The following is a 22,236-nucleotide window of genomic DNA, read 5'->3' on the forward strand; positions in this document are numbered from 1 at the left end:
CCGCTCGCTCGCTACAGCGCTATCGAGAGCGCGCTCGCGAGCGGCTTCGCTACCGCCGAGCTACACCACCTGTGGGGACGCGACCCAGTTGGCCGAATCCGAGCTATTTGATCAGTGGTCGGCGGCCTTGCGCGCAAAGGAGGGTATCCAGCATCTTCGTAAGGAGCCGATCCGGTTCACGGGCGTGGAAATCGAGGGGACTCGGTTGATTCTTACGGCACGCCATAATCTTGGGGAGGCCATTACCGGTCAGCAGCGGATGATCCGGCTCGATCAGCACAACGCGATCTATGGCGAAATCGAGCGGACAGATGGCGACACGGTGTTGCTTTATTGTGGTCCCGGTCAAGATTTTTCAGCGATTAGTTCCAATGGCATACTGGAACTTGATGTGCGCCAATCGCAGATAGCGTTGAGACGACAAAACGCAGCGCTTGATGCAGTAAGGTTTGGTCGAAACACGCGACCGGATCTTCGTGACATATTGACTGGCAAGAAACTGCCCGAAGTCCCCCGACCGCCCGACGATATCGTCTTTTCCAGCCTGATCTAGATGACGATAAGCAAGCCGCAGTTCGTGCTGCTCTTGGGTCGAGGGATTTGCTCGTGGTTGAGGGTCCCCCGGGAACCGGAAAAACAAAATTCATCACTGAACTTACTGCGCAGGTACTTAGTCGCACTCCTGGCGCACGAATTCTATTGTCTTCCCAGACCCATGTCGCCTTGGATCACGCGCTCGTAAATATCGAGAAATTGGCGACGTCGAAAGGGATTGCGCTACGTGCAGTGCGAATAGCTCGGCGTAATGATGAGAAGGTCTCCCCTGAGCTAAGTCACTTGCTTCTCGAACGATGCGTTGGACATTGGTTAGAGGATGCGATGCAGCGGTCTGAGCGTTTCATGATTGACTGGGCAGCGGAACACGACATCACATTAGAGAACGTCCAGATCGGCATGGCGCTCGCCGAGCTGAGATTATCGATCGCCCGGCTGAGTGTTGCGCAAGCTGAAGTTGACGGCTGCCGCGCAGACCTCGTCGAGCTTGAAGCAGAGCGCCAGGAGATTAACAGGGACCGGTCACGAGGGGACGAATATCGAGTAATTGTTGCGGACATTCGGTTGAAACAGGATGAAATGACGCAGTTGGAGGAGCAACTGGATGCGTCACGGTACTCGTTCCAAACGGCAAGCGATCGCGCACGCGGTTTTGCTGATCTCGCCGGCCAAGTAGAGTCGATGAACGAAAAGGACCTAGCGGATCTTGAGTTCGATTATATCAACCACTCTTCGCATGGGATAACCATCGCGCACACGCGCGGCTCGCCTCGTTTGTAGGCGAGCAGCGCACGCACCAATGCCTCTCCATCGATCTTGTCGGTCTTGGCACGACGCCGCCGGCGCGACGTGTCAATCGAGGCGGCGTCGACGACATGGCTTTCGATCCCCTCGGCTTCCAGGACACGATGTATCCAGAAGCCATCCAGACCCGCCTCGTGAATGACCACAAGCGCAAAGTGCCGGCCGGTGCGCGCCTGTGCCTTGTCCTGGAGCAGGGCAAAGCGTGCCAGCAGTCCCGTGATATCGCCGCCGCGTACCGCATGTTTCGACATCTTCTCCCCACTGCCCGGCGACAGCGAAGTGATCAACCAGGTCGATTTACTGAGTTCCAAAGAAACGAGGATCGCGCCAAGATCGGTGCGGATAGCGGCAGGCGCCGCAAATCGATCGGCTACAACACGCATGATTGGCCTCCACAGAGTTGTTGGTCAGCAACCCCACTCTGCCAGAGCGCAGACCGCTTTCCACTTTGATGGGGCATCCTTGTCTTCCGAATCAAGGGATGCGCTATGGGCCAGGTTCTGCATGGGAGCGCCACGACGACAGAGGCGATCCGTCGAGCGATACAACATAGTCAAGAGAGCCTGAGAGCGCTGGCCAAGCGTTACGGGATCAACCAGAAGACCGTTGCCAAGTGGAAGGGACGGACCGCGGTCGCGGACCTGCCGACCGGACCGAAGGAGCCGCGGTCGACGGTGCTCTCCGTCGAGGAAGAAGCGGTCATCGTCGCCTTCCGCCGCTACACTCTGCTGCCGCTCGACGACTGCCTCTACGCGTTGCAGCCGACGATCCCGCATCTGACGCGCTCTTCCTTGCATCGCTGCCTGCAGCGTCATGGCATCGGCCGGCTAGCGGATGTCGAGGGCGACAAGCCGGCAAGGAAGAAGTTCAAAAGCTACCCGATCGGCTATTTCCACATCGACGTTGCCGAGGTGCGCACCGAACAGGGCAAGCTGCATATGTTCGTCGCCATGACCGCACCTCGAAGTTCGCCTTCGTCGAGTTGCACGAGAAGGCCACCACCGCCGTCTCGAGAGACTTTCTGCTCCGGCTGATCGCAGCCGTTCCCTACAAGATCCACACCGTGCTCACCGACAACGTCCTAAGAGCGGAAGAAAATGGAGGAGACAGTCAAAGTCTCTCTGTTCGTCAGCATGCTCTCGCCGCATGACGCTCGTCAAGTTGGGTGGTCGAACCAGGCGACTTCCACCGCAAGGGAAAAGGTCTCGTCCATAGCAAACACAGGGTACGTTGATAGCGGCCCTCACCGTCCTCAACACGAGCTTCTGATCCAGGTGGAAGACCCAAACATTATCTACAGGGTCATCGCAGCGATGCCCTCACGGCCCTAGCTGACAGAGGTTCTTCCTCCTGGCACCCGCCCCTCAACGAAGGGCCGGTAATCGGAACCGCCTTTGACGACGGCGTGTACGACGCGCGCCATCTTGGCGGTAATAGCGGTCATCGCCTTGCGGCGCAGATCTGGATTGTCGCGATCTCTTGCGATGTAGCGTTCGAACTTGTGTCGAAAGCCATTCTCACGCTGACGGATGGCGACTTGCCCGGCGATCCACAGAGTGCGGCGCAGCCGCGCATTGCCGAACTTGGAAAGGCGGGTCTGGCCGCGATATTGACCGGACTGCTGTGTCGAGAGATCCAGTCCGCAGAACTTGAGAAACTGGCGATGATGGTGGAAGCGGCGAAGATCTCCGGCTTCAGCGATGATCGTCAGTGCATTGATCGGTCCGATGCCTGGTTAAGCTTGAGGAGGTGCGGTGCGGAGGGTCGGGGAAACACGCGCATAAAACGAGCTCGGCAGCCGAGCATAGCTGTTGTCAAATGCAAAGCGTACCGTCATTCACACTCCTCAAACATCAACGGCAGTCGCGAGACGCTTCGTCGGTCCCAAAGATTGTTATCAATGACAATAGTGCCATTAGACTGCCGGTCCGAATGCTAATGTGGCGATGCTCGAACTTCATTTCCAGCTACGTGCCAGAAATGGATGTGTCAGTGCCTTCGGGCAAGTAGCCCTTCGAGCGTAACGGCTACGACGCTTCTCGCGCCAGCGAACGTCTGGTCTTCGCGAATCGGTAGCTTTAAGCCGCCTGACTGCTTTCGGCCCCCCTTCCTGACCATAGAGAGGCGCTCAGACATCATCGTCCCAGCCGCGATCCCACACCCCGTCACACTCCATCCAGCCAAGGAGCCGGCGGATCGTGAAGACGATCTCGCACAATTGCACCGGCTCGACCGGGCGGCTGTGCATCGTCGGGCGACGATTGGCGTTGAGGCGCTCGAGATCGACCTTCAGCCATTCGGCGCGGTCGAACACCGCTTCGAACAGCTCACCCCAATTGTCCTTGCGCAGGATCACGCCGATCAGATCGCCAAGGTCAGTATAGTGGATTAGCGGAAGCTGCGCTTCGCCCGTCCGCATCGCCTCGCGGCGGCGCTCCTTGGCTCGGGACATGACATCGCCGGGCACGCGCTGCTTGAACCAGTTGGGCCCGGCGAGAGTTTCGAGCTTGGCCGAGATGAAGGTCCGCAACGCATTCTCGAATGCGTCGATCGCGCCGAACGCACCCATCTTCGGGCGGCTCGCCATGATGCGGAGCTTGACCGGTCCCGCCTCGACCACGGCGGTCATCGTTCCCGCGCGGGTGCGTCGTCCCTCGACCACGCCGCTGTCGATCAGAACCGCCACGGTCGCAGCATTGTCGGCCTCGATCAGCCCGTCATCGACGTCCTGATCGCGATAATAGCGCGCGCGTTCGCGCGGATCGCGCCAATAGGGGCGATCTAGCATGTCGGTCGAGCTGTAGCCGCCGAGCAGCGCGGCATAGGCCGCCTGGGCTCCGCCCGCGCCCGGCCCCAACACGTCGATCGCTCCGGCGAACAGCGACATCTTGGTGCTGGTGACATCGAGCCCAGCGAAGCGGCTGCCGAGCGCCGCATCAGCGAGCGCGGCAATGGCCGTAAAGCCGGCAGTTACCTCGGCGATGCTGTCGGCTGCGAGGTTCAGTGCCTCGAACTGCTTGCGATATTTCTCGCCGGTGCCGAGCAGCGCGGCGTAGTCGCGCGCGGTCGATACGGTGAGCGTGTCGGCCCAATGCCGGGCACGCGACATGGCGCTGAGCGCTTCTCGTCCGATGCCCAGCGCGGCGCGCACGCTGGCGGGGAGCGCCCCATAAGGCTCAGTCAATTGCTTCATGACCTGACTGAGGCGGTCGTCGAGTGGATTGGCGAGCTTCAGCCCATCGAGCAGCGAGAGCTTCGTCGCCGTGCTGTGCGCCAAACCAAACGCAGTGGTGTCGATACGCCCGATCTTGCCCATCGCCTCTTCGATCGCGCTGCGCGTCGCCCCGAAGTTCTTGAACGGGTCATCGAGCATGAGCGCGTTGCGCTTGAGCTGGTCGAAGACCGAACCCGTCTCGAACAGCGGGTCGAGCGCTACGATTTTGCCGCTCGCGCTCGCCATCGCTTTCTCGACTTCGGGCGACTGTAGCCCTCGCGCTGCGCGACTCACGGGATCGTCGCGGAAGATGCCGAAAGCCGTCAGCTTGTCTAACGAGCTCTGAGTCTCGAGCGCGCGCTCGAGCGCACTAGAAGTGCCGAGGCCGAGCGAGCGGCCCGCCAGATGGCTGAGTGATTTCCCCGAACCTGTCATGGTCGTCCCGCCCTTTGGTTGAACTTGCGCCATAATATGGGATGCGGGATCGCATATTTCACCCGGCGTCATGACGTCTGTTGATTCGACCAAAGCCGGCCGCCCCTAACGAGCCGGCCGACCCTGTTATGACCTCGCCAGTGGCGAACATCAGCTCGCGCTGGGCCTCGAATGTTTCCTGGATACGGCGTTCCCATTCTTGTCGTTGATCCTTCTTGAACTTCGTTGCTTTCAGCGCGGCAAGCAGGGACTTTGTGTCCACCCCCTTAGGGTTGTGGGCGCTCGAAAGCGCATGCTTCTGGCAGCGGCTTAGGAAGCTCAGGAACTCGTCTTCGTCAACCGTCCCCGCAGCTGGGTGTGCGATAGAGAAACTGTTGCGTGTGGCCCTGCACTGGTCGAGGAAGAAGAAGTTGTCGTCACCGATCAGGTTGAGCTTACGGCAGAGGTCGAGCAGCTCGGCGTCCTTGAGGTCGAGGAGCGCGTCCTCGTCGAAGGACTTGTCGTCGAGGATCTGAGGGACGACGTTAATGCCGAACCGTCGAACCTTGTCACGCAGTTCCACCACGGCCGCGTTCCAAACATAGTTGATGGCTGCGTCGAACAGACCGCTGGCGACGGCGACACACATTTTGACGATCCGGTCATCGCGCACGTGCGGAGGGATCTCTTGATCAGGCGTGGGAGCTGGGACCAAGCATGGGCGATCTGGTCGTCCTCGGCGAGCACATTGCGGGGGACTCCTACGCGGCGGTAAGTTGGGCTAGCATGGGCGAGGAGAGAGGGGTCACGTCGGGCAGTGTGACGGCGGGCAGATCGGTCTTTGGCTTAACTGGGACGTTGCTCACACCTACTCCCTGCATCGAGGAGACCATCTCGCCCCATCGTTAGTCTTTAGCCGAAACAGAGTGAGGTCAGCCGGCGCGTGCGGCCTTTGTGCGATTACGTCCACCTGCCGCTCTTTTAACGCTACGCATGGAGACGGCTTTGGGAGCCACGACGTCGCCGAGCCGCTCTATACGGAGGGGCGCGCGCGACGGAAGGCGAACGACGAGTTCGAGTTGCCCCCCGATCGCCTCGACGTAGCTTTTAAGGGTAGACAAGTACATGTCGGCTTGTTTCTCGATCTTCGAGACCGAAGGCTGCTTGATCTTGAGGACCGAAGCGATTTCAGCCTGGGCCTTTCCAGCGGCACGCCGCAACTCGCCGAGACTCTCGACTTCTCCCCTCAACTCTTCGAAACGCGCGTCGACCCGCTCCCGACGGTCCTCGGGGAGCGCAGCGATTAGGTCGTCAAGCTTGCGTCCCATCACTTCTTCTCCTTCTTCGCCGCCGCCAAACGGTCGAGATGCCTTTGATAGCGCTTGTCCGCCTTGGCGATCAGACTTTTATAGAAGCGCTTCTCACTCACGCCCGACTTATCGCCGGCGACGAGCAGGATCGCCTTCCGCTTCCAGTCGATGCGAACGCAACCCGCCAGACACCATCATCAGCGTCGAAGCGAAGTTCTTTCATGTTCGCGAACGACGAGTCATTCAAGGTATCCGCATGCGGTCGCCCCAGCTGGGGCCCGAACACCGAGCAGCTTAGCCGAGGCCAATAGCTCATCTTGGACTGTCTGGGGCAACGCCTCGAACTCCCATCGAACTCATCGCCAAAAACGACTCCCCAAGTCATATATAGCTCCGAGGCTATGTGGTCAACATCATCAAGCTGCCGAAACGCTAGTCCCCTCATCGGCCGAAACAAGGTACGCGCGGTCGACGATAATCCGGTCGCCGTTGACACGACGGGCAATTCGCGACCTGTCTGCGCTATCGAGCGGCATCGTCACCGGCGTTCTGACGGGCGTAGCCGGCGCGTAGCTGTCGCTTGCCCAGAATGCCGGCTTGTCGTGAAGGATATGACCGCCAGCAAGCGTTCCATCGCGCCGGCAGCGCTCACCGTAGCCAAATGGAAACCGGTGCCGGCGAGGTTCGCTTGTCTGGCGGTGTCGGTCGCCATGGCCCGGAGGTGAAGCCGGCGAAACGCTTCCGCGGGTCCTGCAAGCAGAGGATCGCGCCGCGCCGTGCATGCGATTGGACCTCTCGTCCGCTGCGCTGCCGAGATCTCTGCTGTCAGGCGGTCTAGGTTTCGCGCTTCGGGCCGAGCAGGAATACTATGAGGGCAGCGACGAACGTGGCAACAGCACTGTAGGCAATGGCACTGGTAACCCCGGCATTGTCCACCAAAAGTCCGCCGAAGATCGCGCCGGCAGCGATTGCCACTTGGAATACTGTGACCAGCAGCACACCGGCGCTTTGGGCCTGCTCGGGAACGGCCCTCCGTACCATCCACGTCTGCAATCCCACTGGCACCGCGCCGAAGGCAAACCCCCACGCGGCAACAGCAATCGCCGAGGCCAAGGCCGATGCTCCCGCCGTCAGCAGCGAAACAGCGGCTATCGCTATGAGCAGCGGTGCAAGGGCCGCGACTGCCTTGAGACTGTACTCGGCCAGAAGCCCGCCGGCCAAATTGCCGAAGAATCCGCCGATGCCAAAAGCAAGCAACACAAGCGAGATCGTCTCGACGTCAAGCGCGGGAATCTTCTCTAGGAAGGCGCGGATGTAAGTGATTCCGGCGAAGTGGCCGGAAGCGACCAGCAGGACGACCAAAAGCGCAACCTTGACCATCGGAATCTTAGCCACATCCAGCAGGCTGCGGAAGCTAGCCACTCCAATCGGAGGCAGTTTCGGAATGGTTATGAGTTGCACCAGCAGTGTAGCCGCGCCGCCGACTGCGGCGAGTATGAAGGCGCTTCGCCATCCCCAGATATCGCCGACATAAGCACCGATTGGAGCTGCGCAAACGGTAGCCACCGAAACGCCGGTGAGGATGATCGACATAGCGCGCGCCAGGAGGTGGCTTGGAACGAGCCGCATCGCCAGTGCTGCCGACATCGACCAGAAGCCTCCGAGCGCTATGCCGAGCACGACGCGTGCAGTCAGGAGAACCGCCAGCGACCACGCGCCGGCCGCCAGAAGGTCGGACAGGATCAGCAGCAGCGTCATCGTCCACATGACGGTCCTGCGGTCCAGGCGCTTTGTGATGATGGCCACCGTCGGCGCCGAGATCGCCCCGACGATAGCGGTCGCCGTCATCGCCTGTCCAGCGGCTCCCTCGCTGATACCGAGATCATGAGCGAGGGGCGTGAGCAGGCTGACAGGCAGAAACTCTGCCGTGACCAGCCCGAAGGTGCCCAAGGAAAGCGAAATCACCGCACCCCATGCGGGACCAGACGGTGGGACGGGTTTTTCTGGGTCGTGCAGGACAGCGTCCATGACGCATGCCGCGGATTGGGTCATGAACGAAGTCTCCACTTTGATGCAATGCAACGTGATGTTGGCTGCCCTGACCCAAATTCAAAAACACAAGCGCATTTCCCGGCGGCGTTGCACGGAGGAGGGGATGTTCATTGCTTCGCGATATTTTGTGACGGTGCGGCGCGCAACATCGATGCCGGTTTCCTTCAGCCGGACAGCGATGTCCTCATCGGAAAGCACGTCGCCGGGAGATTCTGCGGCAATCATCGCTTTGATCCGATGCCGGACAGCTTCGGCGGAGTGCGCGTCGCCGCCTTGGCAGGACGCGATCGCGACGGTGAAAAAATACTTCAGTTCAAAGACTCCGCGCGGGGTAAGCATGTACTTGTTCGAGGTCACCCGGCTTACCGTCGACTCGTGCACTCCAATCGCGTCAGCGACGGTTCTAAGATTGAGAGGCCGCAGGTGGGCGACGCCATGTTCCAAAAAGGCATCCTGCTGACGCACGATTTCAGCCGCAACCTTAACAATCGTCTTGGCGCGCTGATCGAGGCTGCGGATTAGCCAGTTCGCGTTTTGCAAGCATTCGTCGAGAAATGCTTGATCTTTCGAATTGTGGGCAGTTTGACGTGTGACTTCGGCATAGTAGCTTTGGTTGATCAGCAGCTTTGGCAGCGTGGCGGGATCAAGTTCGATCTGCCACCCGCCTTGCGGCGAGGGCGTGACCCAGACGTCGGGTATGATTGATTCAGACGCACCGGACTGGAATCGGTTCCCAGGCTTGGGATCGAGCGCCCGAATCTCATGCATCATGTCGAGAAGGTCTTCTTCATCGACGCCGCAATGCTGCTTCAGTGCCTCAAAATCGCGTCGTGCAAGCATTTCAAGGTTGGCAACCAAAGCTGCCATTGCGGGGTCGAGCCGGTTTCGCTGGCGCAACTGGATCTCGAGGCATTCTCTGAGATTTCGCGCAAAAACTCCCGGTGGATCAAATTGCTGCAACGTTCCGAGAACCCGTTCCACAACAGCCTCACGGACATTCAGGCTCTCGGCCAGCTCCAAAAGGTTTGCTCGAAGATAGCCAGTGTCTTCCAGATCGGCGGCAAGCTGGCCAGCGATCAGCCGCTCCTGTGGTGTGAATGCAGTGAGGGCGATCTGACGAGCCACATGGTCGTGCAATGTTTCGGCGAGGGTGGCAAACTCGTCGAGGGAAGGGCCATTGCCGGACGGGTTGTTGGTCGTGTTGCGAAGTGATTTCCATTGCCCGAGCCGTTCAGGCGAACCTGCCCCGGTCGGTCCTTCAACGGCGTTTGCGCCAGGGCCGACAGGCTGATCCGCTCCCGAAATCGAAACGTCGTCAAAAGGCCCGCCATCGCTTGATGCAGATTCCAACAGCGGATTCTTCTCAATTTCCCGCTCCACGAACTGATGCAGTTCAGTATGCGCCAGTTGCAGCAAGCGAATCGACTCAATGAGTTGAGGCGATGCCACCATGGATTGCTTCTGGCGTTGAAGCAGGCTTGCTGAGGATTGCATGGTGAGCGCGATAATCCTGTCGAGGAGCCTCTTGGGGCCGGCAATGGCACCAGTGAGACGTTTTCTAGGTCAAGCGGCGGCTTTCAGCGTTTCGAGAACGTTTTGCGGGGACGAGACGCCATAAGGGTCGGCCTCGCAGTTGTCGGAGAAACCTTCCTCCTCGAACCAGTGCTCCACCACGCCATTGTTGATCAGGGCGGCGTAGCGCCAGGAGCGCATTCCGAAGCCGAGATTGTCCTTGGCGACCAGCATGCCCATTTTGCGTGTGAACTCGCCTGAGCCATCGGGAATGAGCTCGACCTGCTTCAGGCGCAAGGACTTCCCCCACGCATTCATGACGAAGGCGTCGTTGACTGAGAGGCAGTAAATCGCGTCAACTCCCTGCTTCGCAAACTCATCATAGAGCTCTTCGAACTTGGGCAATTGGTAGGTCGAGCAGGTCGGGGTGAAGGCGCCAGGCAGCGAGAACAGGATGACCCGCTTGCCGGCAAAGTAGTCGTCAGATGTCTTTTCTTCCCAGCGATATGGATTTGGCCCCTGGACTGACTTATCGTGAACACGCGTGAGAAAGGTGACGAAGGGAACCTTCTTTTGAACTGTCATTAATTTGCTCCTGCAAAAGTAGAAACTGGCGCGCTGGATTCTGGCAGAGCCTGGCGCAATACCGGGCAAAGGCTCGTATGCCCGGCACGGAATGAGGGCCTCGCGGCTCGCAACCTCCTTTTTCCATCCCGACGTATGGGAACGTCTTGGCGGCTGGTCTTGGCCCCGCGAACGCAATCGATCTGAGCGAGCTGGAGACCGTCGAGCCGCTTGCTTTCCACGGCTATGGCGCCGGAAGCGGGATCGGTCACCCGCGATCGTGCCCGGGGAAAAGGGATAGCGGCCGGAAGTAGCCAATATCGCAAGCATGTGCAGGCCTCGAATGTATTACGCAACAGACCCGCGTTACTGGACTGGTTCAGCGTGTTGTCGATATGTGGCAGTGACCCGCCGACCTTGGCTTGGGTGACCCTTTGAGGACTCTTCGGCACTCACATGCTGAACAGAACCGGGAAACGGCAATTGCGCCAGCGCCCCGTGTTGGCGTGCCGGCATCGGACCAGCCATGCGCAAAGCGGCTACCCAGCAAGGACCTCCGGAGGAGACGATGTCCCGATGTTCAACGGGAACGGGCACCGTCTCCTCAGGCCACGGTCTAGAGCTTCGCGTCTCGGGCATGGTGCAAGTCGCTTTCATCGTTTTTGAGAGGCTCTAACCAGGAGCAGCAAGCGGCGTGCCATTTCAAATAGAGGTGCCGTTGGACCGCCCCTTTCGTCTCGGAGGCCGTGTCTTGGAAGATCGGGCGCGCCCTATAACTGCCTCGTCACACAGGCAACAACGATGCTGTATGGTGCTGATATTCGGCGCTCAGCCCCGGCTGGGCAAAGACGAACCGGAAGCCGAGCCGATGCACCACCTCACACCGGCGGGCACCGCAGGATTGCGTAGCGTGTGCCGCTAGCGTTCATGGGTGCGCAGGCACGGCTATCGCGAATATGCGCCTGTCGCAGCAACATGAGCGCGCGCTCTTGGGCAAGCGCCTTGGCGCCGTGAGGATCGAATTCCCCAATCGTGTCTGTTTGCCACCCTCTTATGTTCGAAACTGGACCAGAATGTCGCAGGCCCGACCTAAAGGTCGCCCGAGGCGTTCTGTCCGACACTGTTCCGTCGCCTTTGTTGGCCCGCGACACCGGCTTATTTCGCCTAGCTCTTCTCTGGCCTCAGGCTAAGCCGTCGAGAAGCTGCCACAATCTTTTTTCTGCTGCGGCCAAATTGGCACGAGATTTGAAGCACCTTCGTTGCGGGCCGGGAGCCGCCGACCGACTTTCATTTCGTGGATGACACGAATGGAACGAAGAAAGAAAAGCAAAATGTCAAATCCGCGTCGGATAGCGTCTATGGGCAGGGGGTCCTCGGCGAAACCGCCGTTACCCAACAGCTCGCCGCCCTTGTCGACCCTTGCGCAGGAACTCTTGGCCGGCGGCGAGTCAAAGGCCCACCACGCCGACTTTATCCTGACCTCGAAGGTACAGGATAACGTTCTGCATCTCGCCGAGCGTTTGCCTAGACAGTTAAGCGTTAGCCGATCCTGATAATCGGTCTGCCTTCCGACGACGTCGTCTCTATGCGGTCTTAGGTCTTCGCTGCCGCAGCGCCCGCCGGTCACCTTCCGCCCTTCCATCGCTATAGAGTGAAGTGCCAGCATGTCCGAACAACCTTTGCCGACGCTGCCGATGTGGCGCGTCGATCACATTGAGCCCTCGCCTGAGATGTTGGCGCTACGGGCCAACGGTCCGATCCACCGCGTGCGCTTCCCGTCCGGGCACGAAGGCTGGTGGGTGATAGGCTATGACGAGGCCAAGGCGGTGTTGTCCGACGCGGCGTTCCGGCCCGCGGGAATGCCGCCGGCGGCATTCACCCCGGATTCGGTGATTCTCGGTTCGCCAGGATGGCTGGTCTCGCACGAGGGGGGCGAGCATACGCGGTTACGCACGATCGTGGCGCCGGCCTTCAGCAACGGCAGGGTGAAGCTGCTCGCGCAGCAGGTCGAGGCGATCGCCGCGCAGTTGTTCGAGACGCTGGCGGCCCAGCCCCAGCCCGCCGATCTGCGGCGCCACCTCTCCTTTCCGCTTCCCGCCATGGTCATTGGCGCGCTGATGGGCGTGCTCTACGAGGATCACGCCTTTTTCGCCGGGCTGTCCGACGAGGTGATGACGCACCAGCATGAAAGCGGCCCGCGAAGCGCGTCGCGCTTGGCCTGGGAAGAACTCCGCGCCTACATTCGCGGCAAGATGCGGGACAAGCGCCAGGATCCGGGCGACAACGTGCTGACGGATCTGCTCGCGGCGGTCGACCAGGGCAAGGCGACCGAGGAAGAGGCGATCGGCCTGGCGGCGGGCATGCTGGTGGCGGGGCACGAGAGCACCGTGGCGCAGATCGAATTCGGCCTGCTGGCCATGTTCCGCCATCCGCAACAGCGCGAACGCCTGGTTGGCGATCCATCCCTGGTGGACAAGGCGGTAGAGGAAATCCTGCGCATGTACCCGCCCGGCGCCGGCTGGGACGGCATCATGCGCTATCCGAGGACCGACGTGACCATCGCGGGCGTGCATGTTCCCGCGGAGAGCAAGGTGCTGGTCGGCCTGCCGGCGACGTCCTTCGATCAGCGCCATTTCGACGACCCGGAAATCTTCGACATAGGACGTGACGAAAACCCGCACCTGGCGTTCTCCTACGGGCCGCACAACTGCGTCGGCTTGGCGCTGGCCAGGCTGGAACTCAAGGCGGTGTTCGGTTCGATCTTCCAGCGCTTTCCCGCGCTGCGCCTGGCCGTGGCGCCCGAAGAACTGAAGTTGCGCAAGGAAATCATCACTGGCGGGTTCGAGGAGTTCCCGGTGCTCTGGTGATGCTCGGATGCCACCAGGAATCGCGATGTTCTCGAATTGCCGGCGCGCCTGCCGCGCGCCGATCAGATCAGCCAGCCAACAGGTGACCAAGATGGACGTGCAAGAAACCACGGCAGCATGCCGGGACGCCTTCGCCGAACTGGCGTCGCCAGCGTGCATTCAGGACCCGTACCCATTCATGCGATGGTTGCGCGAGCACGATCCGGTACATCGCGCGGCGTCGGGCCTCTTTCTGTTGAGCCGCCACGCCGACATCTACTGGGCGCTCAAGGCCACGGGCGATGCTTTTCGGGGGCCGGCGCCAGGCGAACTGGCGCGCTATTTCCCGCGTGCGGCGACCAGCCTGTCTCTAAGTCTGCTGGCGTCCACTTTAGCGATGAAGGAACCTCCAACGCATACGCGTCTGCGCCGGCTGATCTCGCGCGATTTCACCATCGGCCAGATCGACAAGCTGAGGCCGACCATCGCTCGCATCGTCGCAGCGCGCCTGGACGGCATGGCGCCCGCGCTGGAGCGCGGTGAGGCGGTGGACCTGCATCAGGAATTCGCGCTGGCCTTGCCCATGCTGGTTTTCGGCGAACTGTTCGGCATGCCCCCGGATGACATTCTCGGGCTCATCACCGGCATCAGCGCCATTCTGGAAGGCCTGAGCCCGCACGCCAGCGATCCCCAGCTCGCCGCGGGGGACGCGGCCAGCGCCAGGGTGCAGGCCTACTTCGGCGACCTCATACAGCGCAAGCGCACCGATTCCCGCCACGACATCGTGTCAATGCTGGTCGGCGCACACGACGACGATGCCGAGACGCTGTCGGATGCGGAATTGATCAGCATGCTTTGGGGCATGCTGCTGGGCGGCTTCGCCACCACTGCCGCGGCCATCGGCCATGCGGTCCTGGCGATGCTGGAGTATCCCGAACAGCGGCACTGGCTGAAGGGAGATGCCGTGGGGGTGAAGGCTTTCGTCGAAGAAGCCCTGCGCTATGACGCGCCCGCCATGTTCAGCTCCATTCCGCGTATCGCCCAGCGCGACATCGAACTGGGCGGCGTGGTGATCCCGAAGAACGCGGACGTGCGCGTGCTGATCGCGGCCGGCAATCGCGACCCGGACGCCTTCGCCGATCCCGATCGCTTCGATGCCGTGCGGTTCTACGGCACCAGTCCTGGCATGTCGATCGACGGGAAGATCATGCTGACCTTCGGCCACGGCATCCACTTCTGCCTTGGTGCGCAACTGGCCCGGGTGCAGTTGGCCGAGAGCCTGCCGCGGATCCAGGCGCGCTTCCCCACGCTGGCATTGGCCGAGCAGCCGACCCGGGAGCCCTCCGCGTTCCTTAGGACGTTCCGCGCGCTGCCGGTACGGCTGCATGGGCAGGAGGGCTGAGATGCGCGTCCTGGTCGATCAGGATCTGTGCGGAACGACCGGGCAGTGCGTGCTGACGCTGCCGGGCACCTTTCGCCAGCGCGAACCGGACGGCGTGGCCGAAGTGTGCGTTGCGACGGTCCCGCAGGCGCTGCACGCCGCGGTGCGGCTTGCGGCGAACCAGTGCCCGGTCGCCGCCATTCGGGTCATCGAAAGCGACGCTGGCCATGACGAGTGCGCCAGCGCCTACCCGGCGCCTTCTCCGACGCAGGCCCAGCGGCATGCCGCGAAAGACCAATGCAATTCAGGAGACACGATGGGACGGTTTGAAGGCAAGGTGGCCGTGGTGACCGGCGCTGGCGCCGGCATCGGCAAGGCATGCGCTCTCGCCATCGCGCGCGGAGGCGGCAGAGTGGTGGTGGCCGACATTGATGGCCCGGCGGCCATCGCCTGCACCGCGCAGATCGCGGCCGAAGCAGGCCACGCGCTGGCCATAGCCATGGATATCGCCGATGAGCAGGCGGTGGCAGCGCTGTTCGAGACGGCGGAGCGGCACTTCGGGGGGGTCGACCTGCTGGTGAACAATGCGAGCGCCATGCATCTGACCCCGCGCGACCGCGCCATCCTCGACCTGGACCTGGCAGTCTGGGACCAGACAATGGCGACCAATCTGCGCGGCACGCTGCTCTGCTGCCGGCAGGCCATCCCACGGATGATCGCCCGCGGCGGTGGCGCGATCGTCAACATGTCGTCGTGCCAAGGGCTCAGCGGTGACACGGCGCAGACGTCCTACGCCGCGTCGAAGGCGGCGATGAACATGCTCTCGGCTTCGCTCGCCACCCAGTACGGTCACTCTCAGATACGCTGCAACGCGGTTGCGCCGGGTCTTATCATGACCGAGCGTCTCCTCGCCAAGCTGGACGAGTGCATGCAACGGCATCTGCGCCGGCACCAGCTCCTGCAGCGCGTCGGCCGCCCCGAGGATGTGGCCGCGCTGGTGGCGTTCCTGCTCTCCGACGATGCTGCGTTCATCACCGGCCAGCTCGTGTGCATCGACGGCGGCATGCTGGCGCATGTGCCGACATATGCCGAGGGTGGCAACAGCTGCGCCGCGCGCCCTGCAGGCGACACCGAATCGGCGGCGGCGGCGCGCTGCTGATGGACATGCTGCTCAATCCACTCAACCGTCGGCACCGGCTGCGATGCGACATCCCGGTCATGCCTGGCGCTTTCCCCCTGGTCGGGCATCTTCCCGCCATTGTCTGCGACCTGCCGCGCCTGCTGCGGCGCGCGCAACGCACGCTGGGCAGCCACTTCTGGCTGGATTTCGGCCCTGCCGGACATCTCATGACCTGTGTGGATCCGGACGCATTCTCACTGCTCAGGCACAAGGACGTGTCCTCGGCGCTGATCGAAGAGATCGCGCCCGAATTGCTTGGCGGAACGTTGGTTGCGCTGGACGGCGGCGCGCACCGGCAGGCGCGCGATGCCATCAAGGCAGCGTTCCTGCCCAGGGGGTTGACCCAGGCCGGGATCGGCGACCTGTTCGCGCCCGTCATCCAGGCGCGGGTGCAGGCATGGCGCGCCCGCGGCGAGGTACTCATCCTGCGCGAAACCGGCGACCTGATGCTGAAGCTCATCTTCAGCCTCATGGGAATCCCCGCGCAGGACCTGCCGGGATGGCATCGCAAGTACCGGCAATTGCTGCAGTTGATCGTCGCGCCACCGGTCGACCTGCCCGGACTGCCTTTGCGGCGCGGCCGTGCCGCCCGCGACTGGATCGACGCGCAGTTGCGCCAGTTCGTCCGCGACGCACGCGCGCATGCCGCGCGCACCGGGTTGATCAACGACATGGTGAGCGCCTTCGACCGCAGCGACGGTCCGCTCTCCGATGACGTCCTGGTCGCGAATATTCGCTTGCTGCTGCTTGCCGGTCACGACACCACTGCCTCGACGATGGCCTGGATTGTAATCGAGCTGGCGCGGCAGCCTGTGCTGTGGGACGCCCTGGTTGAGGAGGCGCAACGCGTGGGCGCGGTGCCGACCCGGCACGCGGACCTGGCGCAGTGTCCGGTCGCCGAGGCGCTGTTCCGCGAGACACTGCGCCTGCATCCGGCGACCACGCTCCTACCGCGTCGCGCGCTGCAGGAATTGGAACTCGGCCAGCGGCGCATTCCCGCGGGCACCCATCTATGCATCCCGCTGCTGCATTTCTCGACCTCGGCGCTGCTGCACGACGCGCCTGATCAGTTCCGCCTGGCGCGGTGGCTGCAACGCACGGAGCCGATCCGGCCGGTTGACATGCTGCAGTTCGGTACCGGACCACACGTCTGCATCGGCTACCATCTGGTATGGCTGGAAATGGTGCAGTTCTGCATCGCCTTGGCGCTGACCATGCACAAGGCCGGGGTGCGGCCGCAGTTGCTCAGCGATGTCGAAAAAGGCCGGCGCTACTACCCGACCGCACATCCGTCCATGGCAATCCGCATAGGCTTCTCATGAGCTGGGCACGCCCTGTGTGGCAAGGCAGCGGCGCCGGCGGGGCGCGGCATTGCTGCACTCAGCGCACGCATTGGTGTGACGCGGCAACACCGTGACGGCTTGCGCTCGCCGTGGCCGTCTCAGCTACAAGGACATCAACAACATGCAGACCGGTTCCACTCCACGCGACCGAATCGGCGTTTCCGCCGGCGGATTGGGCGCGCAGGCGCGCGGCGCATCTGGCGGGCTGCTCCCCGAGATCTGGATGCAGGACGGCGCAAAGCGGGTCGAACAGGCTCTGGGGCGTCTGCTCTGCGCCAAAGACGACGGTAAGACAGAGCTGATGGCGGCCATGCGCTACGCCACCTTGCATGGCGGGAAGCGCACCCGCGCCTTGCTCTGTCTGGCTGCCGGCGCACTGGCGGGCACGCCGGCGCACATGCTCGACGACGTCTGCGCCGCCATCGAGATGATGCACGCCTGTACCCTGGTCCACGACGACCTGCCCGCGATGGACGACGACGTGCTTCGCCGCGGCCTTCCGACCGTGCACGTAAAGTTTGGCGAAGCCACTGCGATCCTGGTCGGCGATGCGCTGCAGGCCCACGCCTTCCTCACCCTGGCGAGCCTGGATGCGCCGGGCGACAACCGTATCGCGCTCGTGCGCCAACTGGCGCAGGCGGTGTCCGCCGAGGGTGCCGCAGGCGGGCAGGCCATCGATCTGTCGTTGGTCGGAAAGCATGCCGGGCTGGACAGGATCCTGGCGATGCACGGGATGAAAACCGGAGCGCTAGTGCGCGCGTCGGTTCGCATGGGCGCGCTATACTCCATCGCGGAGGATGCCGCGCACGCTGCGCTGTATGCTGCGCTCGATCGCTACACCGCCTGTTTCGGCCTGGCTTTGCAGGTGGCCGACGACATTCTCGACGCGACGGCGGATACCGCGACTCTTGGCAAGACCCCCGGCAAGGACGCGGGGGCGCAGAAGCCGACCTGCGCGTCGATCATGGGGCTGCAGGCTGCGCGCCAGTTCGCGCTGTACTTGTTGCACGACGCCGGGGAGGCCATCGCCCCTCTGGGGCCGCGTGCGGAAGGGTTGGCGCAGATGCTGCAGCGGGCCAACCTCTATCTGTCCGCGCCATACGCATGAGCGTGCGCATCCGTAAGGACTCGCCCCTGTGCTGCTGCGATCGGCCGGCGGGCGCTGCATGCTGCACTGTGTCCGTGTCGGCGGCGACGTGCGCGGCGTCTGCCCGTTTCTGTTCTCGTTAGCCTTCTGCAGAAGGAACATCCCGCGTGAACTTGTCCGAACAGATCCTTTCCGAAATGCGCCACCTGCTGAGCGATATGAGCGACGGCGGCAGTGTCGGTCCGTCCGTCTACGACACGGCGCGAGCTCTGCAGTTCCACGGCAACGTCACCGGTCGGCAGGACGCATACGCGTGGCTCATCGCGCAGCAACAGGCCGATGGCGGATGGGGAAGTGCGGACTTCCCGCTGTTTCGCCATGGGCCTACCTGGGCGGCGTTGCTGGCATTGCAGCGTGCCGATCCTCTTCCTGGCGCTGCCGACGCAGTCCACGCTGCAACCCGGTTCCTCGAGCGCCAGCCCGATCCCTACGCGCATGCGGTGCCGGAAGACGCGCCCATCGGCGCGGAGCTGATCCTGCCGCAGTTGTGCGACGAGGCCGCATCCTTGCTGGGTGGCGTGGCGTTTCCGCGCCACCCGGCGCTGTTGCCGTTGCGGCAAGCACGCCTGGCCAAGCTGGGGGCAGTTGCGACGTTGCCGAGCGGCCATCCATTGCTGCACTCCTGGGAAGCCTGGGGGACGTCGCCGGCCACTGCATGCCCGGACGACGACGGCAGCATTGGCATCAGTCCAGCGGCCACCGCCGCGTGGCGTGCGCACGCCGTGACACAGGGAAGAACGCCGCACGTCGGGCGCACCGACGGGTATCTGCAGGCTGCATCGCGGGCAACGCGCACCGGCATTGAAGGTGTCGTTCCCAATGTCTGGCCGATCAATGTGTTCGAGCCATGCTGGTCGCTGTACACCCTGCATCTGGCCGGTCTGTTCGCGCATCCCGCGCTCGCCGAGGCGCTGCAAGTGATCATCGCGCAACTCGACGCCCGCCTCGGAGTCCGCGGTCTGGGCCCTGCCTTGCACTTCGCGGCCGATGCGGACGACACCGCCGTTGCGTTGTGCGTCCTTCGCCTTGCAGGCCGCGACCCGGCGGCCGACGCGTTGCGCCAGTTCGAAACCGGCGAGCTCTTCGTCACCTTCCCGGGCGAGCGCAATGCCTCGGTGTCGACCAACATCCATGCCCTGCATGCGTTGCGAATCTTGGGAAAACCCGCCGCCGGCACCAGCGCCTACGTCGAAGCCAATCGCAACCCGCACGGTCTATGGGACAACGAAAAATGGCACGTTTCGTGGCTTTATCCCACCGCGCATGCGGTCGCTGCGCTCGCGCAAGGCAAGCCTCAGTGGCGCGACGAGCGCGCGCTGGCGGGGCTGCTGCGGACGCAGCGCGACGACGGCGGCTGGGGCGCCGGTTGCCCGTCCACATTCGAGGAAACCGCCTATGCGCTGTTCGCGTTGCACGTGATGGACGGGAGCGAAGAGCCGGCAGGGCGCCGGCGCATCGCGCAGGCGGTAGGGCGTGCGCTGAAGTGGATGCTCGCCCGCCACGCGGCGCATGAATTGCCCCAGACGCCGCTGTGGATCGGAAAGGAACTGTATTGCCCCACTCGGGTGGTGCGCGTGGCCGAACTCGCCGGGTTGTGGCTGGCGCTTCGTTGGGGGCGGCGCGTCTCGGCCGAGGGAGCAGGAGCGGGGCCATGATCCCGACCGATCGCGCCCTGCAGCACGTGCTGGAGTGGGGGCGTTCCCTGACTGGGTTCGCCGACGAGCATGCTGTGGAAGCAGTCCGGGGCGGCCAGTACATCCTGCAGCGCATCCATCCGAGCCTGCGCGACGCCAGCGCCCGCACCGGCCGCGATCCGCTCGACGAAACGCTGATCGTGGCGTTCTATCGCGAACTGGCGCTGCTCTTCTGGCTCGACGATTGCAACGACCTTGGCCTGATCGCGCCGGAGCAGCTCGCCGCGGTGGAGCAGGCGCTGGGGCAAGGTGTGCCGTGCGCGCTTCCCGGATTCGAGGGCTGTGCTGTGCTGCGCGCTTCGCTCGCCGCGCTCGCCTACGATCGTCGCGACTATGCTCAGCTTCTCCACGATACCCGGTGCTACTGCGCGGCGCTGCGCGCCGGACACGCGCAGGCGGCAGGGGCGGAGCGCTGGTCCTACGCCGAGTACTTGCAGAACGGCGTGGATTCGATCGCGTACACGAACGTGTTCTGTTGCCTGTCCTTGCTGTGGGGGCTGGACATGGCGACCTTGCGCGCGCATCCGGCGTTTCGCCAAGCCCTGCGGCTCATATCCGCAATAGGGCGCTTGCAGAACGATCTGCATGGACGCGAAAAGGATAGATCGGCCGGCGAGGCCGACAACGCGGCGATCCTGCTGCTGCAGCGGTATCCAAGCATGCCTGTGGTGGAGTTCCTCAAGGACGAGTTGGCTGGCCACACACGCATGCTGCACCGGGTGATGGCGGAAGAACGTTTTCCCGCGCCGTGGGGACCGTTGATCGAGGCCATGGCGGCAGTCCGCGCGCAGTACTACGAGACCTCGACCAGCCGCTACCGCAGCGACGCTGCGGGCGCAGGCCAGCGTGCGCCGGCCTGAACGCGGAGGAAACGGCGGCGTGAGCGCGCTGCCGTCGGTCCGGCCCGACGCAACGCCGTCGCCCGATGCGGCGGAAGGAGCGAGCATCAGCGACACCAACCTGAGCCGGCGCAAGGACGACCACCTGGACATCGTGCTGGATCGGCGAACGGCACGGGCCAAGGCCGCTGGCTGGGAGTACATTCGTTTCGAACACTGCGCATTGCCCGAGTTGGACCTGACGCGGATCGACCTCAGCGCCTCGCTGCTGGGCAAGACCATGCGCGCGCCTCTGCTGATCAGCTCCATGACCGGCGGCATGCCACGCGCTGAGGCCATTAACCGGCATCTGAGCGAGGCAGCGCAAGTCTTGGGGATCGCCATGTGCGTCGGTTCGCAGCGCGTGAGCCTGCAATCCCGCAACTCCCAGGGGCTGACGCGCGCGCTGCGCCGCCTGGCCCCAGACGTTCCCTTGCTGGCCAATATCGGCGCTGCGCAACTGCGCGAGGCCGACGGCCTGGACCTCGCGCGCGGGGCGGTGGATGCACTGGAGGCCGATGGACTCATCGTCCATCTCAATCCGCTGCAGGAAGCAGTACAGCCGGAGGGCGACCGCGACTGGCGCGGCGTCCTGGCGCAGATCGCTCGCGCCGCGCGCAGCGTCGGCGTGCCGATCGTGGCCAAGGAAGTGGGGTCGGGCCTGTCCGCCTCGGTGGCCTGTGCGCTCGTCGAGGCGGGCGTGGCGGTGATCGATGTCGCCGGCGCCGGCGGCACCAGCTGGGCCGCGGTGGAGGGCGAGCGCGCCCCCGATGCCGCCGACCGCGCAGTGGCAATGGCATTCGCGGATTGGGGGATTGCGACCCCGGCCAGCGTGCAGGCGGTACGTCGGGCGCTGCCAGCGGTGAAGCTGATCGCGTCGGGCGGGATCAGCGACGGCGTCGACGCGGCCAAGGCTATCCGCCTGGGCGCGGACATCGCCGGGCAGGCAGCCGGCGTGCTGCGCGCGGCTACGGTATCCACCGAGGCGGTTGTCGCGCATTTCGAGATCGTCATCCGCCAGTTGGCCGTCGCCTGCTTCTGCACCGGCTCGGCTGATCTGGCGGCGTTGCGTCAGGCCCGCTTGTTGCCCTCGGCGCATCTGCCCGCCGGTTGATTGCCGCCGTCGCGCGCCCGTGGCGGCGGGAGCCTAGTCTTCAGATAGTCTCGGAAGCGGGGGATTCGCGCTGTGTTGGGTGCTGCTTCGTGATCGGGGAGGCACCCCGCCATGCCCCGAACGGACAGCCGAGAGTAAAGCGGGGTTGTGTGCGTCAAGTTCTGCAAAATGGGCGATCATGAAGCTGGTCATGCGGCTTGGCGTAGAGCGAGCTTCTTGTGCTCGCGC

17 protein-coding genes and 5 pseudogenes are annotated in these 22,236 nt (G+C 63.3%); 13 read left to right on the forward strand and 9 right to left on the reverse strand.

What is annotated here, in order from left to right; all coding sequences use genetic code 11:
• Together NKJ37_RS30835 and NKJ37_RS30840 are read left to right on the forward strand one after the other, a co-directional pair.
• A partial coding sequence (locus tag NKJ37_RS30835; protein WP_352776329.1) for a hypothetical protein occupies positions 1–553 on the forward strand: 553 nt, incomplete at its 5' end.
• Positions 554–606: 53 nt separating this feature from the next.
• Positions 607–1,335 (forward strand): AAA domain-containing protein, encoded by a 729-nt coding sequence (locus tag NKJ37_RS30840; protein ID WP_352776331.1) that lies wholly within the window; start codon positions 607–609, stop codon positions 1,333–1,335.
• On the opposite strand, the pseudogene NKJ37_RS30845 reads toward NKJ37_RS30840, so the two are convergent.
• A pseudogene (locus NKJ37_RS30845) lies at positions 1,299–1,742 on the reverse strand (IS110 family transposase); the annotation flags it as partial. The gene NKJ37_RS30840 and the pseudogene NKJ37_RS30845 sit on opposite strands and share 37 nt — an antisense overlap.
• Before the next feature lie 105 nt (positions 1,743–1,847).
• Between NKJ37_RS30845 and NKJ37_RS30850 the strand changes: the two are divergent.
• Positions 1,848–2,437: pseudogene (locus NKJ37_RS30850) on the forward strand (transposase family protein); the annotation flags it as partial.
• Positions 2,438–2,661: 224 nt separating this feature from the next.
• On the opposite strand, the pseudogene NKJ37_RS30855 reads toward NKJ37_RS30850, so the two are convergent.
• From NKJ37_RS30855 to NKJ37_RS30870, 4 genes and pseudogenes are all read right to left on the reverse strand, one after another.
• A pseudogene (locus NKJ37_RS30855) lies at positions 2,662–3,094 on the reverse strand (transposase); the annotation flags it as partial.
• 393 nt (positions 3,095–3,487) lie between these two features.
• Positions 3,488–5,008, reverse strand: a complete 1,521-nt coding sequence (locus NKJ37_RS30860) for a hypothetical protein (protein WP_352776332.1) — start codon at positions 5,006–5,008, stop codon at positions 3,488–3,490.
• A 58-nt stretch (positions 5,009–5,066) separates the two neighbouring features.
• Positions 5,067–5,660: a hypothetical protein gene (locus tag NKJ37_RS30865; protein ID WP_352776333.1), complete on the reverse strand. Its 594-nt coding sequence runs from the start codon at positions 5,658–5,660 to the stop codon at positions 5,067–5,069.
• A gap of 259 nt (positions 5,661–5,919) precedes the next feature.
• Positions 5,920–6,315 carry an XRE family transcriptional regulator gene (locus tag NKJ37_RS30870; RefSeq protein WP_352776335.1) on the reverse strand — a complete coding sequence of 132 codons (396 nt, stop codon included), beginning with the start codon at positions 6,313–6,315 and terminating at the stop codon, positions 5,920–5,922.
• A 437-nt stretch (positions 6,316–6,752) separates the two neighbouring features.
• On the opposite strand from NKJ37_RS30870, the pseudogene NKJ37_RS30880 reads away from it, so the two are divergent.
• Positions 6,753–6,992, forward strand: a pseudogene (locus NKJ37_RS30880) (ABC transporter permease); the annotation flags it as partial.
• A 139-nt stretch (positions 6,993–7,131) separates the two neighbouring features.
• On the opposite strand, the gene NKJ37_RS30885 reads toward NKJ37_RS30880, so the two are convergent.
• From NKJ37_RS30885 to NKJ37_RS30900, 4 genes are all read right to left on the reverse strand, one after another.
• Positions 7,132–8,349: an MFS transporter gene (locus NKJ37_RS30885; protein WP_352662720.1), complete on the reverse strand. Its 1,218-nt coding sequence runs from the start codon at positions 8,347–8,349 to the stop codon at positions 7,132–7,134.
• 57 nt (positions 8,350–8,406) lie between these two features.
• Positions 8,407–9,843: an RNA polymerase factor sigma-54 gene (gene rpoN, locus NKJ37_RS30890; protein ID WP_352776338.1), complete on the reverse strand. Its 1,437-nt coding sequence runs from the start codon at positions 9,841–9,843 to the stop codon at positions 8,407–8,409.
• Positions 9,844–9,912: 69 nt separating this feature from the next.
• Positions 9,913–10,446, reverse strand: coding sequence for a peroxiredoxin (locus NKJ37_RS30895; RefSeq protein ID WP_352776340.1), 534 nt, complete (start codon positions 10,444–10,446; stop codon positions 9,913–9,915).
• 1,165 nt (positions 10,447–11,611) lie between these two features.
• Entirely contained in the window at positions 11,612–12,091 is a 480-nt protein-coding gene (locus NKJ37_RS30900; protein WP_352776341.1) for a hypothetical protein, read from the reverse strand.
• Here NKJ37_RS30900 and NKJ37_RS30905 point away from each other — a divergent pair.
• The 9 genes and pseudogenes from NKJ37_RS30905 to fni all read left to right on the forward strand — a co-directional run bounded on the left by NKJ37_RS30905 (position 12,090) and on the right by fni (position 22,008).
• Complete coding sequence (locus tag NKJ37_RS30905) at positions 12,090–13,292, forward strand: cytochrome P450 (protein WP_352776343.1); 1,203 nt, start codon at positions 12,090–12,092, stop codon at positions 13,290–13,292. The genes NKJ37_RS30900 and NKJ37_RS30905 overlap by 2 nt on opposite strands.
• 91 nt (positions 13,293–13,383) lie before the next feature.
• Positions 13,384–14,673: a cytochrome P450 gene (locus NKJ37_RS30910; RefSeq protein ID WP_352776349.1), complete on the forward strand. Its 1,290-nt coding sequence runs from the start codon at positions 13,384–13,386 to the stop codon at positions 14,671–14,673.
• 1 nt (position 14,674) lies between these two features.
• Positions 14,675–14,800, forward strand: a pseudogene (locus NKJ37_RS30915) (ferredoxin); the annotation flags it as partial.
• A gap of 168 nt (positions 14,801–14,968) precedes the next feature.
• Positions 14,969–15,811 carry an SDR family oxidoreductase gene (locus tag NKJ37_RS30920; protein WP_352776350.1) on the forward strand — a complete coding sequence of 281 codons (843 nt, stop codon included), beginning with the start codon at positions 14,969–14,971 and terminating at the stop codon, positions 15,809–15,811.
• A complete protein-coding gene (locus NKJ37_RS30925) occupies positions 15,811–17,154 on the forward strand; it encodes a cytochrome P450 (protein WP_352776344.1) in 1,344 nt (447 codons plus the stop codon). The genes NKJ37_RS30920 and NKJ37_RS30925 overlap by 1 nt, the downstream gene beginning before the upstream one ends.
• 142 nt (positions 17,155–17,296) lie before the next feature.
• Positions 17,297–18,283 (forward strand): polyprenyl synthetase family protein, encoded by a 987-nt coding sequence (locus tag NKJ37_RS30930; protein ID WP_352776345.1) that lies wholly within the window; start codon positions 17,297–17,299, stop codon positions 18,281–18,283.
• A gap of 176 nt (positions 18,284–18,459) precedes the next feature.
• A complete protein-coding gene (locus NKJ37_RS30935) occupies positions 18,460–19,977 on the forward strand; it encodes a hypothetical protein (protein WP_502902036.1) in 1,518 nt (505 codons plus the stop codon).
• The gene (locus NKJ37_RS30940) at positions 19,974–20,876 is read left to right on the forward strand and encodes a terpene synthase family protein (RefSeq protein ID WP_352776348.1); all 903 of its coding nucleotides are present in this window, start codon (positions 19,974–19,976) and stop codon (positions 20,874–20,876) included. The genes NKJ37_RS30935 and NKJ37_RS30940 overlap by 4 nt, the downstream gene beginning before the upstream one ends.
• Positions 20,877–20,904: 28 nt before the next feature.
• Entirely contained in the window at positions 20,905–22,008 is a 1,104-nt protein-coding gene (gene fni, locus NKJ37_RS30945; protein WP_502902037.1) for a type 2 isopentenyl-diphosphate Delta-isomerase, read from the forward strand.
• Positions 22,009–22,236: the final 228 nt, after the last annotated feature.

The sequence above is a fragment of the Mesorhizobium sp. M0140 genome (assembly GCF_040322475.1).
Classification (GTDB): Bacteria; Pseudomonadota; Alphaproteobacteria; order Rhizobiales; family Rhizobiaceae; genus Mesorhizobium.